Source organism: Massilia mucilaginosa, from assembly GCF_011682145.1.
Taxonomy (GTDB): Bacteria; Pseudomonadota; Gammaproteobacteria; order Burkholderiales; family Burkholderiaceae_D; genus Telluria_A; species Telluria_A mucilaginosa.
This window is the reverse complement of record NZ_WHJH01000014.1, coordinates 11,985-26,210: the sequence shown is the minus strand read 5'-3', so window position 1 is coordinate 26,210 and position 14,226 is coordinate 11,985. Positions and strand designations below refer to the sequence as shown.

At 70.3% G+C, this 14,226-nt stretch carries 8 protein-coding genes; 1 reads left to right on the top strand and 7 read right to left on the bottom strand.

Features of this window, described 5'->3' with window-relative positions; genetic code table 11:
• Positions 1-34 precede the first annotated feature (34 nt).
• Positions 35-991 carry a transcriptional regulator FtrA gene (gene ftrA / locus F2P45_RS13805; RefSeq protein ID WP_166875766.1) on the bottom strand — a complete coding sequence of 319 codons (957 nt, stop codon included), beginning with the start codon at positions 989-991 and terminating at the stop codon, positions 35-37.
• Positions 992-1,086: 95 nt separating this feature from the next.
• On the opposite strand from ftrA, the gene F2P45_RS13800 reads away from it, so the two are divergent.
• A complete protein-coding gene (locus F2P45_RS13800) occupies positions 1,087-1,476 on the top strand; it encodes a rhodanese-like domain-containing protein (protein WP_166875763.1) in 390 nt (129 codons plus the stop codon).
• A gap of 3 nt (positions 1,477-1,479) precedes the next feature.
• On the opposite strand, the gene F2P45_RS13795 is transcribed toward F2P45_RS13800, so the two are convergent.
• The 6 genes from F2P45_RS13795 to F2P45_RS13770 all read right to left on the bottom strand — a co-directional run bounded on the left by F2P45_RS13795 (position 1,480) and on the right by F2P45_RS13770 (position 14,217).
• Positions 1,480-3,240: a ShlB/FhaC/HecB family hemolysin secretion/activation protein gene (locus tag F2P45_RS13795; RefSeq protein WP_166875760.1), complete on the bottom strand. Its 1,761-nt coding sequence runs from the start codon at positions 3,238-3,240 to the stop codon at positions 1,480-1,482.
• Between the two features lie 4 nt (positions 3,241-3,244).
• Entirely contained in the window at positions 3,245-12,178 is an 8,934-nt protein-coding gene (locus F2P45_RS13790; protein WP_166875757.1) for a YDG domain-containing protein, read from the bottom strand.
• Positions 12,179-12,249: 71 nt separating this feature from the next.
• Positions 12,250-12,645, bottom strand: coding sequence for a DUF6916 family protein (locus F2P45_RS13785; RefSeq protein WP_166875754.1), 396 nt, complete (start codon positions 12,643-12,645; stop codon positions 12,250-12,252).
• Positions 12,642-13,154 carry a GNAT family N-acetyltransferase gene (locus F2P45_RS13780; RefSeq protein WP_166875753.1) on the bottom strand — a complete coding sequence of 171 codons (513 nt, stop codon included), beginning with the start codon at positions 13,152-13,154 and terminating at the stop codon, positions 12,642-12,644. The genes F2P45_RS13785 and F2P45_RS13780 overlap by 4 nt, the downstream gene beginning before the upstream one ends.
• Positions 13,155-13,156: 2 nt before the next feature.
• Positions 13,157-13,681, bottom strand: coding sequence for a phage tail protein (locus F2P45_RS13775; RefSeq protein ID WP_166875750.1), 525 nt, complete (start codon positions 13,679-13,681; stop codon positions 13,157-13,159).
• A gap of 14 nt (positions 13,682-13,695) precedes the next feature.
• Positions 13,696-14,217 carry a phage tail protein gene (locus F2P45_RS13770; protein WP_166875747.1) on the bottom strand — a complete coding sequence of 174 codons (522 nt, stop codon included), beginning with the start codon at positions 14,215-14,217 and terminating at the stop codon, positions 13,696-13,698.
• Positions 14,218-14,226 lie beyond the last annotated feature (9 nt).

Below are 14,226 nucleotides of genomic sequence, written 5' to 3'. Positions count from 1 at the left end.
ACCATCTTGCCGTCAATACCGGGCGGCGGGCGGCTCAGGCGGTGCGCGCGAACTGGCGCCGGTACGCGCCGGGCGTGGTGGCGGCGAGGCGGCGGAAGTGATGGCGCAGCGACGCTTCCGACGCAAAGCCGGCGCGCTCGGCCACCTGCGCCAGCGGCAGCGCCGGGTTTTCGAGCAGGTCCTTGACGATGGCGACGCGCTCGCGGATCAGCCATTCCAGCGCGCCGAAACCGGTGGCGTCGTGGAAGTGGCGCTGCAAGGTGCGCGCGCTCATGGCGGCGCGCAGCGCCATGCTGGCGACCGTGTGCGGCTCGGCCGGATGCACGCGCACCCAGTCCATCAGGCGCGTCAGGCGCCCCTTCTCGTCGTGCGCCATGGGGCGCGGCAGATACTGCGCCTGCCCGCCTTCGCGGTGCGGCGCCACCACCAGCCGCTGCGCCACCAGGTTGCCGATGCGCGCGCCGTGATCGCGCCGCACCAGGTGCAGCAGCATGTCGAGGCCGGCCGCCGAACCGGCCGAGGTGATGACCTGGCCGGCGTCGACGTACAAGTCGTCCGGCAGCACTTGAATAGCCGGATAGCGGCGCGCCAGCCGGTCGGCATAACGCCAGTGGGTGGTGGCGCGCAAGCCATCGAGCACGCCGGCGGCGGCCAGCACGAACACGCCGGAACAGATCGAGCACAGACGCGCCCCGCGCGCGTGGGCGGCGCGCAGCAGCGCCAGCAAGGCAGGCGGCGGCGCTTCATCGGCATTGCGCCAGCCGGGGATGACGATGGTGGCGGCCCGCTCCAGCAGCGCCGGCGCATAGGGTGCGCTGACGACAATGCCGCCGGCGGCGCGGATCGGCCCCGGTTCGGCCGCGCACACGGCGAAATCGTACCAGTCCACGCCGAGTTCGGGACGCTCAAGCGCGAACACTTCGACCGTGCAGCCGAATTCGAAGGTGCACAGGCCATCGTAGGCCAGGGCGACGACGAGATGGTTTTTCATGGCACGATCTTAACGCAGAATGGCTTGCGTGCCACTTAGCAGCGGCCGGATGGGTGCCGATAATGAAGGCTCTTTCATCTTTCAGGAGTACCGACATGTCCGCCGTTACCGACGTTGCAGCAGCCCCCTCGCCGGCCGCCCTGGCGCACTTTGAAGCGCAGTTCGGGTTCGAAACCGATTGCTGGGATGTGCACGAGGCGCTGGCGTCGGGCAGCCCCGGTTTTGTGTTGTTGGATGTGCGCGGCAGCGACAAATACGGCGCCGGCCACGTTCCGGGAGCGCTCGACCTGGCGCACCGCAAGATCATCGGATCGACCATCGCCCGGTATCCCGAGGGGACGCTGTTCGTGGTCTACTGCGCCGGACCGCACTGCAACGGCGCGGCGCGCGCCGCGATCCGGCTGGCGCGGCTGGGGCGCCCGGTCAAGCTGATGACCGGCGGGATCACCGGATGGCTGGACGAAGGCTTCGCCCTTGCCGCCTAGCGCCTAGAAATACGCCGCCACCTGCAGCCACGCGCGGGTGCGCGAGCTGCTGCCGTCGGCATCCTTGCCGCTGGCGTTGCGCGCCGGGTTGCTGCCGATTTTGCCGGCCACCTGCAGGCGCACGCTCACATTGCCCGGCGCGCGCCAGTGGATGCCGACGCCAACGCCTTTCAGGTCGTAGCTGTTACCCGGCCCGCCGGCCGCCAGCGCATTCGGATACAGCGCGCGATTGAGCTTGATATGGCCATAGTCGAAGAACGCACCCACGTCGGCCTGCCACGACGGCAGCTCGTAGCGCGCTTCGAGCGCCAGCACATGGCCTTCGTCGCCACTGGCTTCGCCGGCCGGATAGGCGCGCACGCGGTCAGGTCCGCCGAGCGACATCTTCTCGCCCGCCTCCAGGTTCTTCGACGCCAGCTGCCCGCTGATGCTGGCCATGAGCGACGTTGCGCCGCCGATGCGCTGCACCCGCCCCAGCTGGTAGTTCGCGCGCGTGAAGCTGCCTTCGCTGCGCGGGCCGGCCGCATCCGCCGCCTGCGAGGCCGCGTTGCCCGACAGGTCGACCCGGCCGGGCGTCACTTCCAGCAGCGCGCTGCTCAAGCCACCGCCGTAGAGCTGGTCCTGGCGGCTCATGCTCACCGCCAGCGGCAGCACCCGCACCTGCTTGTCGCTGGTCTGCACGCCGTTGGCGCGGTTGACGAAACGCTTGTCCTCGAAGCTGCCGCGCAGCTGCACGCTGGTGTAGCGCGAACGCAGCAGCGGATGCATCACCAATACTTGCGCCACGTTGGCGCTGCCGCGCGCCTGGAGCGATTCGAAATCGGCGCCCAGGCGGTAGCGCAGGCCGGAATACGCCAGGCCGACGCGGGTGCCCGCAGCGCCCACCGGCAGCACCGCGCCCACGCGCGCGTAGTTGAAGTCCGATCCGGTGCTGGCCACTTGCAGCGACAGCTGCGAGCCGCTGCCGGCCAGGTCGTTCACGTTCACACCGCCGGTCGCGCGCATGCGGCCGGTGTAGCGGTTCGAGGAATTGTCGATGCCGGCATTGCCGTTGAACAGAGGCCCTTCGCTCAGGGCGATATCGATGGCGCTTTCGCCCAGCGCCGCGCCGGGGCCGAGTTCCGCGCGCGCACCGATGCCGGGCAGGTCCTGCGTCAGCAGCAAGGCGCGCTCGAGCTGCGTTTCATTGACCGGCGCACCGGGCACGACGTAGGCATCGAAGTAGCGCCGCGCCAGCGCGGGCGCCAGCCGCACCGAGGCGTCCGGCACGATGCGAACGTTTGAGGCGCGCCCTTCCAGCACCTGCAAACGCACCTGGCCCTGCGCCAGGTCCTGCGCCGGCAGGTAAGCCGAGGCGAGGAAGTAGCCGCGCACGCGGTAGTACGCCGTGACGGCGGCGGCGGCCTGGTTCAGCTCCGCGAACGTCAGCGCGCGGCCGGCATAAGGCGCCAGTAGTTCGCGCAAGGCCGCTTCCGGAAACGCGCTCACGCCCGCGAACACGAAGCCGTTGACCTGCACGCGCTGGTCGCCCGCCTGCGCGGCGGCCGGCAGCGGCGCCGCATCGGGCAGCACCTTGACGCCGGCCGCCGGTGGCGCGATCAGCGCCGGCGGGCGGGTCGATTCCAGGATGCGGCCGGCGTCCGGCGTGACCTGCCCGAAGGCCAGGGCGGGCGCCAGCAGGATGCCGAGCGCGATGCTGTCTGTGGTGAGGCGTTTGTTCACGTTGGTACCTTGTTGCGGATGAGTCGATTGGAGATTCTTCATGGTGTTACTCCGCCGTGCGCACGCCGCCACGGCGCATGGTGACGGCCGTGCCGCCGCTGAGCGTGACGGTGCTGGTCTCGGCCTCGCCGCCGTGCGCGCCGCTGGCGTCGGCCTGCGCCGCCAGCTCCGGCGCGGGACCGGTCCAGGCCACGGTCCACGGGCTCAATCCAGCGTTCGCAAACACGTTCTGCTGGCGCTGGCCGGCGGCGGCCATCGATCCGATGATCGCGTCGACCTGGCTGCTGGCGCCATTCACGGTCAGGGTGCCGTCGACATACTGCGGCAGGTAGTCGCTAAAAATGCCGCCCGCCGGCGTGATCGCGTAGGTGCCGGCCGGCGACTGGCGGTCGGCGCCGGTGCTCGCCGTCAGGCCGGCGAGCAGGCCGTTGTCGTCGCCTCCAACGAAACCGCTGGCGCTGAAGGTGAACGCCGGATTGGCCGCACCGCTTGCGCGCATCTTGTCGTCGGCCCTGATGGTCAACGGCGCCCTGGTGATGACGCCCGTGTTCACGCTCGCCGTGCCGCTGGCCAGCACATAGTTGGACGCCAGGCCGGCGGCGCCGTCGGCCAGGGTGAAGCCGCTCGCGGTCACCAGCTTGCCGTTGCCGGCGCTGCGGTTGTCATAAGTGGCGCCCGCTGGCGCCGACAAGGTCAGCGCTTCGCCGGCCACCAGGTTCGACAGCGACCCCGCGCTGCTCAAGGTGGCCCTGGTGGTGCCGTCGTAGACCTTGGGAGCGACGCTCATGCCGCTCACGGCGACGGTGCGCGGCGTAATCGTTCCGGCGCCGCTGGCGCTGGCCGGCAGCACGTAGTTCGACAGCAGCGTGCCGGCCGTGGCGCTCGCGCCGTCGATCACCACGCTCACGCTCGACGCATCGCGCACGTTGGCGCTGTTGAAGGTGCCGCCGCTTGCATTGACACTGGCGCCCTCGCCCGCCACGAAACCGGCCAGCGACACTGCGCCGGCGTCGAGCGCGGCACTGGTGCCGCCGTCATAGACTTTGCTGATTGAGCCAGCCAGGCCGGCCGTCAGCGCGCGCGGCGTGATCGAGGCGGTGGTGGCCGGCTTGAGCGACGCCAGCGTGTAGTTGGCAGCGTCAAGGCCGCCAATCGACAGGTCGTCCAGCGTGACGACCTTGGCCATGCCCGCGTTCTTGTCGGCGAAGCGCGCTCCCGGCGCGTTGAAGGTCAGCGCGTCGCCGCTGATGCGGTTGTCGCCGATGGTGAACTGCGCGGCGGCGGTGCCGTCGTAGACTTTGTCCACGCCCGCCGCCGTCACGTTCAGCGCGCGCGGGGTGATGTCGGCCGTGGTGGTCACGGTGGACGCGGCCAGCGCGTAATTGGCGGCATCAAGGCCGCCGAGCGTCAGACTGGCGACATTGACCGTCTTGCCCTTGCCGGCATTCTTGTCGGCGAAGGTGGCGGTGCCGCCGGAGATGGTCAACGCATCGCCGTCAAGCTGGTCGCCAGCCACGCTTGCGCTGGCGAGCGTGGTGCCGTCATAGACCTTGGCGGCGGCCGTGGCGATGACATTGAGCGGGCGCGCGGTAATCGTGCCGGTGCCGCTGGTGCTGGTGGCCGCCAGCGTGTAGTTGCCTGCATCGGCGCCGGACAGCGCCAGCTTGTCGACCACGATGGCCTTGTTGGCGCCGACGTTCTTGTCGCTGAAGAACGCGGCGCTGCCGGCCAGCGACAGCGCGTCGCCTTTGATGCGGTCATCGCCCAGGGCCGACCCGGCCGCGGTGGTGCCGTCGTAGACCTTGACCGCGCCGCCGATGCTCACATTCAGTGTGCGAGGCGTGATACTGGCACTGGCGCTGGCGGTGTTCGACGCCAGCGTGTAGTTGCCCGCGTCCGCGCCCGACAAGGTCATGCCGCCGGCGCTGATCGCCTTGGCGCTGCCGACGTTCTTGTCGCCGAAGACGGCGTTGCCCGCGTTGACGCTCAGGACGTCGCCGGCCAGGCGGTTGTCGCTCAGCTTGAGCGTGGCCGCCAGCGTGCCGTCGTAGACCTTGTCCACGCCGGTGGCGATGGTGACGAGCGCGCGCGGGGCGATATCGGCGCTGCCGGTATGGCTGGTCGAGGCGAGCGTGTAGTTGCCCGCGCCGGCGCCGGACAGCGACAGTCCGGTTACCGTCAGCGGCTTTGCCACGCCGGCGTTTTTGTCGGTAAACGCCGCGCCGGTGCTGCTCAGCGCCAGCACGTCGCCGGCGATGCGGTCGTTGTCCAGCGTGACGGTGGCGGCGGTGCTGCCGTCGTAGGTCTTGTTGGCGCCAATCAGCACGGGGTTCAAAATGCGCGGCGTGATGCTGGCGCTGGTGGTGGCGCTGGTCGAGGCGAGCGTGTAGTTGCCCGCGTCCGCGCCGGCCAGTGCGATGCCGCTCACCGTGACCGTCTTGCCCGCGCCGACGTTCCGGTCGCCGAAGCTGGCGTTCTGGGTGTAGCTGACGTTGTCGCCGGCGAGGTGGTTGCCGCTGTAGGTGATGGCGGCGGCCAGCGTGCCGTCGTAGGCGCGGTCGACGCCCGTGGCGGTAAAGGCGAGCGCGCGCGGATTGATATCGGCCGTGGCGGTGGTGCCGGTCGAGGCCAGCGTGTAGTTGCCGGCATCGGCGCCGGTCAAGGCCAGGCCGCCCACGTTGATGGTCTTGCCGGTGCCGGCGTTCTTGTCGGCGAAGCTCGCGCCGGTGCTCGACAGGGTGACCGCTTCACCGGCGATCTGGTTGGCCGCCAGGGTCACGCTGGCGGCGGTGGTGCCGTCGTAGGTCTTGTTCAAGCCGGTGACGCTCGGCGCGAGGGTGCGCGGGGTGATGGCGGCGCTGGTGCTGGCGGTGGTGCCGGCGATGGTGTAGTTGCCCGCATCGAGGCCCGCAAGCGCGATGCCGCTGACGGCAACCGTCTTGCCGCTGCCGACGCTCTTGCTGTCGAACAGCGCATTGCCGGAGAAGGTCAGCTGGTCGTTCGCCACGCGGTTGTCGGTAAAGCCGGCCGTGGCGGCGGTGCTGCCGTCGTACTGCTTGTCGACGCCAACGGCGGTAAAAGCCAGCGCGCGCGGAGTGATGCTGCCGCTGCCGGTCACGCTGTTTGACGCCGGCGCGTAGTTGCCCGCGTCAGCCCCGTCGAACGTGAGATTGGTCACCGTGACGGCCTTGCCGACGCCGGCGTTCTTGTCGTTGAAGGTGGCCAGGCCGGATACGGCGAGCGTGTCGCCGGCCAGGTGGTCGTCGCTCAGGGTCACGTCGGCCGCGACGCCGCCGTCGTACACCTTGCTCACGCCGGCGGCCGATATGTTCAGGGGCCGTGGCGTGATGGCCGCGCTGGCGCTGGCGCTGGTGGCGTCGAGCGTGTAGTTGCCAGCGTGCGTACCGCTCAGACTGACGCCGGTGATGCTGATGGTCTTGCCGTTGCCGGCGTTCTTGTCGGCGAAGCTGGCGCCGGTGTAGCCGAGCGTCACAAGGTCGCCGGCGATGCGGTTATCGCCCATGGTGACGCTGGCGCCAGTGGTGCCGTCGTAGACTTTGCTGCTGCCGGTCGCGTTGGCGGCGATGCCGCGCGGGGTAATATCGGCACTGGCCGACGCGCTGGTCGATGCCAGGCTGTAGTTGCCCGCGTCGAGACCGGAGAGCGCGATGCCGGTCACCGCAACCGCCTTGCCGGTGCCGGCATTGCGGTCGCCAAACGCGCCGCTGCCGGAAACCGTGAGCACGTCGTCGGCAATGCGGTTGTCGGTGAACGTCACGCCCGCCGCCACGCTGCCATCGTAGATCTTGCTGGTCGCGCTGGCCGTGACGGCGAGTGCGCGCGGCGTGATGTCGGCGCTGCCGATGGCGCTGGTCGCGGCGAGCGTGTAGTTGCCCGCGCTGGCGCCGCCGAGGGTGATGCCGCTGGCGGTGACGGTCTTGCCGATGCCGGCGTTCTGGTCGCTGAAGACGGCGGCGCCGCTGGTCACCGTCAGCGTGTCGCCGGCGATGCGGTTGTCGTTCAGGGTTGCGCTGGTGGCGGTGGTGCCGTCGTAGACCTTGCTGGCGCCGGCCAGGGTGGCGGTCAGCGCGCGTGGCGTGATGGCGGCACTGGTGGTGGCGCTGGTGCCGGCCAGGGTGTAGTTTCCGGCGTCGTTTCCGAGCAGCCCGATGGCGCTGACGGTGACGGTCTTGCCGCTGCCGGCGTTGTAATCGGCAAAGGAGGCGGTCCCCGCGAGCGTGATGGCGTCGCCGGCCACGCGGTCGTCGGTCAGGCTGACGCTGGCGGCGGTGGTGCGGTCGTATTGCTTGTCGATGCCGGTAGCGCCGACCGTCAGGGCGCGCGGGGTGATGCTGGCCGTGGTGGTGGCCGTGGGAGCGGCCAGCGTGTAGTTGCCGGCATCCGTGCCCGACAGGGCCAGGCCGCCGACGGTGACGGTCTTGCCGTTGCCGGCATGCTTGTCGGCGAAGCTGGCCGTGCCGCCGAGCGCCAGGTCGTCGCTGCCGATGCGGTTGTCGGCCAGCGCGACGCTGGTGGCCGCCGTGCCGTCGTAGACCTTGCCGCCACCGGACGCGGTCACCAGCAGGCTGCGTGGCGTGATGTTGGCGCTGGTGGTGGCGGTGTTGGACGCCAGCGTGTAGTTGGCGGCGTCCAACCCGCCGATGCCGATGCCGCTGACGGTGATGGTTTTGGCGTTGCCGGCGTTCTTGTCGGCGAAGGCGGCGCCGGTGCTGGCGAAGGTCACGCTGTCGCCGGTGATGACGTTGCCGCTCACGGTCGCGCTGGCGGCGGTGCCGCCGTCGTAGACGCGGTTGTTGCCGGTGGCGCTGGCGGTCAGGGCGAACGGCGTGATGGTGGCGCTGGTGGTCGCCGGCGCCGTTCCCAGGGTGTAGTTGGCGACGTCGGCCCCGGACAGCGCAATGCCGCTCAGGTTGATGGTTTTGCCGACACCGGCATGCTTGTCGGCGAAGACGCCGGTGCCGCCGATATTGACGGCATCGCTGCCGATCTTGTTGCCGCTGAAGTTGACGGTGGCGCCGGTGGTGCGGTCGTAGACCTTGTCGACGCCGCTCGCGCTCACGTTCAGGGTGGCCGGGGTCACCGTGTAATTGGCGCCCGTGTAGTTCAGGGTGTAGCCGAGCGCACTGGCCAGGCTGCCGACGCCGATGGCGTAGGTGCCGACGTTCTTGCCGGCGCCGGCGGCCGACAGCGCGCCGGTAAAGCCGCTGGCGATGCTGTCGTTATCAATGAAGCCGGTGGCGCCGTAGGTCAGCGTGGGCACGGCGGCGCTGCCGTCGTACACGCGGGAGGCGGCGTTGGCGCTCAGGTTGAGCGCGGGCGCCACCGAATACAGGAACCAGTTGCCGCTGCCGGCATACGCGGGCGTGCTGCCGGCCACGTATGCCTGGTTGTAGTGCTTGTCGTAGCCGCTGACGCCTTCGAGCGTGGTCACCGGGCTGGTGGAATACACCAGGTAGCGGCCGGATGGCGCGCCGATGCCGCTCGCCCCGTTCTGATTCGAGAACGTGCCGTTGACGGCGGCGATGTCGAGGGCGGTGCCGCTGCCGGTGCCGGTCACGCTGCCGCTGCCGAGTACCGTCACCGTGCTGTTTGCCAGGCCCTGGTTGACCAGCTTGACCGTGGACCCGGTGACCGTGCCGCCGACCGAGATGGCGCCGATGCTGGTGCCACCCAGCGTCATGCTGATGCTGCCGCTGCCGGCGTCGATGACCGTGCCGGCGGCAGTGGTGATGGCGGCATTGCCGCTATCGCGGAAGGCGGGGTCGGCGCCGGCGCTGGCGTTGGCGAGCACGGTCAGGTTGGCGTTGCCGGTGCTGATGCTCGAATCGAGGGTGACGCTGCGCCCGGCCTGCAAGGTCAGCGCGCCGTTGCCGTTGGTCGCATTGCTGATGATCAGGGGATTCCCGGCCAGCAGCTTGATGTCGTTATTCGCCTGCAGGGTGATCGATACGCCCGCGTCGAGCGTGGCGAGCAAGGTCGGCGCGTCGATCGTCACGTCCAGGCCCGGCTTCGGCTTGACGGAAGTGAACGGCACGTTGCTGCTCGATGGCGGCGGCAGCAGCGCAAAGGCGTGTACCGCACCGGTTTCGGGCACGCTGCCGTTGGCCGAGTTGGCGTACGGTGCGCCGACCACCAGGCGGTCGCCGGCCCGGTTCAGCGCAGCCGCGAAGCCGAAGTTATCGCCATCGCCCAGGTCGACGTCGCCGTTGGCGCCCACCGTGTAGTCGCGTCCCAGCGTGGCCGACACGGTGGGCGCGGCAAAGCTGGCGCCGCCGAAATCGACGATGCGCACGCTGCCCGGACCACCGGTCACGACGCCGAAGCCGCCGTCGCCGGTGGCGCCGATTGCCAGGCGCTTGCCGTCGCCCGACAGCGCTACCGAGGAGCCGAACAAGTCGTTCTCGCGCAGCGTCAGGGCCAGGTCCTTGGCGCCGTTGACGCCGGCGCCGATGCGCCCTTCAAGTACGCTGGTGTTGCCGACGCCGCTGAACAGGTACACCGCGCCCTTGCCGCTGCCGGTGCCGACCGCGCCCACGGCCATCAGGCTGCCGCTGTTGTCGAAGGCGACCGCGCTGCCGAACTGCTGGTCCGTCGCCAGGCTCACGCCGGCGCCCTGGCCGACCACGCCGGCCAGCGCCATCGTGGTGGCGCCCTTGTCGAAGACGTAGACGGCGCCGCAGTTGGCGCAGTCGTTTTGCGCGCCCTGGTCGTACAGGGCGCCGATGCCGAGGCGGGTGCCGGCGCGGTTCATGCCGACCGCCGCGCCGAATCCCATGGCCGGGTTGCCGGTGTCGGCGGCGGTCAGCGTTTGCGTCAGGGCCGGGGCGCTGAAATTGCTGCCGAAATTGAACAGGCGCACCGACCCGTTGCTGCCGTCGCCGAAGGCGCCGGCGCCCAGCAGCGAGGCGTCATGGTTCATGGCCAGCGAGGTGCCGAACTGGTCGCCGTCGGCCAGCGCCAGGTTCAGGTTCTTGCCGCCGGTGTAGCCGGCGCCGATGGTGCCTTCCAGGGTCGCGTTGGAAAAATTATTGTCGCTGAAACTGAACAGGCGCACCGCCCCTTTGGCGCTGCCGGTGCCGTCGAAGCCCTTGTCGAACGGGGCACCCACGGCCAGGCGGTCGCCGGTTTCGTTGAGGGCGACGCTGAAGCCGAAGCCGTCGCCGGAGGCCAGGCTGGCGACGTCCTTGTTCTTGCCGCCGCTGTAACCCTGGCCGAGGATCGCCTGGTAGGTCCAGACCAGCGGATAGCTGCCGATGGTGATGTTCTTCGGGTCGAGCAGCAGCTGGCCGCCGGCGCCGATGTCGAGGTGCTCCAGGCCGACATGGCGCAGCTCGTTCTTGCCCGAGATTTCGACCGTGCCGCCGGCCGTCGCGCCGGTGGCGTCGACTTTGCCCAGCATGGTGGTCTGCTGGTCCGACCACACCACCGCCGTGCCGCCCTGCCCCTGCGCGCCGCTGGCCGCCACCTTGATGCTGGTGGAATCGTTGATGAAGGTTTGCTGCGCCGAGGCAATCGGCGCACGCTGGCCCCAGCGCTGCGTGAAGCGCGCCAGGTCGGGCGCGTCGGCGCGCTCGCTGCCGCCCTGGAAGGCGCCGCCCACGCGCACCATGCCGCCCTGGGTGGCGCCGGAGGCGTCGAGCGTGGCGCCGAGCAGGCGCACATCGGCGCCGGAGAGGTCGATACGCCCGCCGATGCCGTCGCCCGCGCGGGCGCTGTGGGTGGCGGACGAGATCACGCCAGCGCCGCCGTGGATGCTGGTGCTGCCGCCATCGGCGGCGCCGCTGGCGTTGGTCGAGGCGCTGCTGGTCTCGACCAGCGCTGCGCCGGCGCGGTAGCCGATGGTGCCGCCATTGCCGGCGCGGCCTTGCGCGCTGGTCGCCGCCGCCGCCGACAGGTTGGCGCGCGCGTCCACCTTGACCGTGCCGCCGGTGGCGCCGTCGGCGTTGATGGCGCCGTCGAGTGCGACCGCGCCGCCATCGATCGCAATGCGTCCGCCCGCAGCCGCGCCGGACGAGGCGTCGAGCGCGCCCGCGTGGATGGTGTCGCCGCTCAGGCGGATGCTGCCCCCTTCGCCGGCAAAGCCGCGCGCCTGCACCAGGCCGGCGTTGTTGACGCTGGAACGCGCCAGCGCGTCGGCCGCGGCGGCGCTGAGCACCACCTGGCCGCCGTCGGCCCGCACCAGGCCATCGTTGGTCAGCGCGGCGTCGAGCGCGGAGCGGGCCACGCGCACGGTGATCAGGCCGTCGCCGCGCAGGTCGAGGCCGACCTGGCTGCCGGCTGCCAGCACGGCGCTGCCGCCCGCCGCGCCGATGCTGCCGCTGTTGGCCACCGTGGGCGCGATCAGCGCGACGTAACCGCCATTGGCGGTGCGGATGCTGCCGTCGTTGCGCACCGCGCCGGGCGTGCCGGCGGCGGAAAATTCGTAACGCCGGTCGAGGAAGTCCTGGTCCGACAGACCGAGACTGGACGCCACCAGGCCGCCCACGTTGACTTGCGCGCCGGCGCCGAACAGCACGCCCTGCTGGTTCAGCAGGAACACCTGGCCGTTCGACGAGAGCTTGCCGTAGATGCGCGAGGGGTCGCTGCCCACCACGCGATTGAGCGCCACCGCACTGGCCGAGGGCTGGTCGAAGCGGACCTCGGCCTTGCTGCCGATATCGAAGCTTTGCCAGTTGAGGATGGCCTGGGCGCTGCCCTGGGTGACGGTCATGGCCGCGCCGTTGGTGCTCACGCCGGCCTGGCCGGCGACGACCTGCGCGCCGGCCGGCAGCGCGCTATCGATCAGGGGCGGGGCGGCGGCGGCGTTGGCTGCCACGGCGGCGCCCAGCATCAGGCTTGCGAGCTTGCGCCGGCCACCCTTGCCGCGTCCGCGCGCGCCTTCGGCCACGGCGACCCAGCAGGCATGCACATGGCTCCAGACGAGGCGGTAGAAACGGTTGGCGGAGGCGTGCTTGTGCATGGGTGGATCCGTGTAGGTGGGCGAAAGTGGAAGCCGGCGCGCCGATGCGCGCCGTGGTAATGCGGGTGTGATCAGGCCATCAGGCTGAAATCGGCGCGGTAGCGCGGCGCGCCGGCGGCGTTGCCGGCAGGGGCGACGAACAGCAGGAAGCGGCCCAGGGTGGCATGGTCGATCTCGTAGGTGCCGGCCGCAAAGCGGGCGCCGTCGCTGGCGAAGACCAGCGAGAACTGGCGCAGGCGCGGGTCGTCCTGGGTGGCCGGCGTTTGCACCTCGGCCAGGGTGATGCCGATGGCGCGCAGCTCGGGGTGGTTCAGCCAGAACTGCTGGCCGACCAGCGCCAGCGCGCTGGCGTGGCTCCACGCGAACGGCGTGGCGCCGGAGGCAGCGGCCTGGGGCGCGGCCGCGCCCATCATGCCGGCAAAAGCGAGCGAGCTGGCGCCGGCCCTGAGGATGTCGCGTCGTTTCATGCTGTGTGGCCTTTACTGGTCGGGGTGGATGGTGCGGAGGGCGCGTCGGCGCGCCATTCCATGAGGCGGTGAAAGCCGGCGCTGCCGATCTCGCGAAAACCGAAGCGCCGGTACAGCGACATGGACCGGTTGTTCGATTCGACGTGGGTGGTGACGGCCGCGCCGCGCGCGCCCGCTTCGCGCTGCAAGGCGGCCAGCAGCGCGCCGCCGCCGCCGCGGTTGCGGTAGGCCGGCAGCATGCCGATCTCGATCACGTGGATGCGCTGCGCTTCGCGCGCCACGTACAGGCGGCCGACCGAGATGTCGCCATCGAGCACGAGATCGAAATGGCCGGCCGGATAGCGCTTGCGGTAAAAGCCGTGCTGGGCGTCGAACTGCATGCGCACGTAAGCGTCGGCGGTGGCCACGTCCCACCCGGAGCGGGCGATGTCGCGGGCGCGCGCGGCCGCGTACACGCTGCGCAGGAAGACGTGGTCGGCGGCCCGCAGCGGGCGCAGTGTCGGCGTCATCCTCACGGGCGCTGCGGGAACACGCCCTGCAGCGCGATGCAAAAATTCAATGCGAGGAAGGGCTGGCGGTTCTCGTGCGGCTGGCCGGCGCCGGCCGTTGACAGCGCGGCCGGCGCCAGCGGCGTCAAGGTAGCGGCGGCGCTCGCATAGATTTGCGCCACGCCGGCATGGCCGAACGAGACCGTCATGCCGGGCGTGGCGGTGCTGGCGGCGCTGCCGGCGTGGCGCAAATCGTGCTGGTGCGCGGGCATCTCGGCGATGGTCAGCGCGACTTCACGCACGCCGTCCTGCTCGCCGAGGTCGCGTACGGTCAAGCCGGGGCCGCCGCCCGCGTGCAGCGGCGAGCGGTCGGCCAGGTCGGGCAGCGCGAAGGTGCTTTTGCCATCGCCGCCGTAGGCGGTGCCGAGCAGCGAGAACAGGGCCGTGTTTTGCGACAGCGGCATCAGCTGGCCATTGCAGGCGGCCCAGCCTTTGGGCACGAAGTTGAAGGGGAAAATGCGTATTTCAGCAAGGAAGGGGTCTGCCATGGCGATGATGTCCGTTAGGTCGGGCTGGGGAAAATGCCGAACAGGGAAATGATGAAATGGATTCCCAGGTAGGGCGCCATATTGTTGTGCGGCTGCGATCCGCCCTGGCTGGCGATGGCGCCCGCGGCCATCGGCGCGTTTGCGCCGTTCAGGCCGTACACGGGGGTCCCGCCGGTGTTGCCGGGCACGCCTGTGGCGGGGCTGACGGCGGCACTGGCGGGGTTGGTCGAGGCCATCACGGCGTGCGTGTGGCCCGGGATCATCGGCATGGTCAGAGTCACCGTTTCGACGCCGGCCGCTTCGGCCAACTGGTAGGTGGTGCCGCTGACGCCCTTGCCCATGTGCAGGGGAACGCGCCCGCGCATGTCGGGCATGGCGAAGGTCGATTGGCCGTCGCCGCCGTAGGTGGTGCCGATCAGCTGGAACAGGGTCTCGTTTTCAGAGATTTGCAACAGTTGGCCGTTGCAGAATTCCCAGCCGAGCGGGGCAAAAGTTCCTGCAAACATGCGGATTTCGCCGACATAAGGTTGTGCCATCGCGTACGT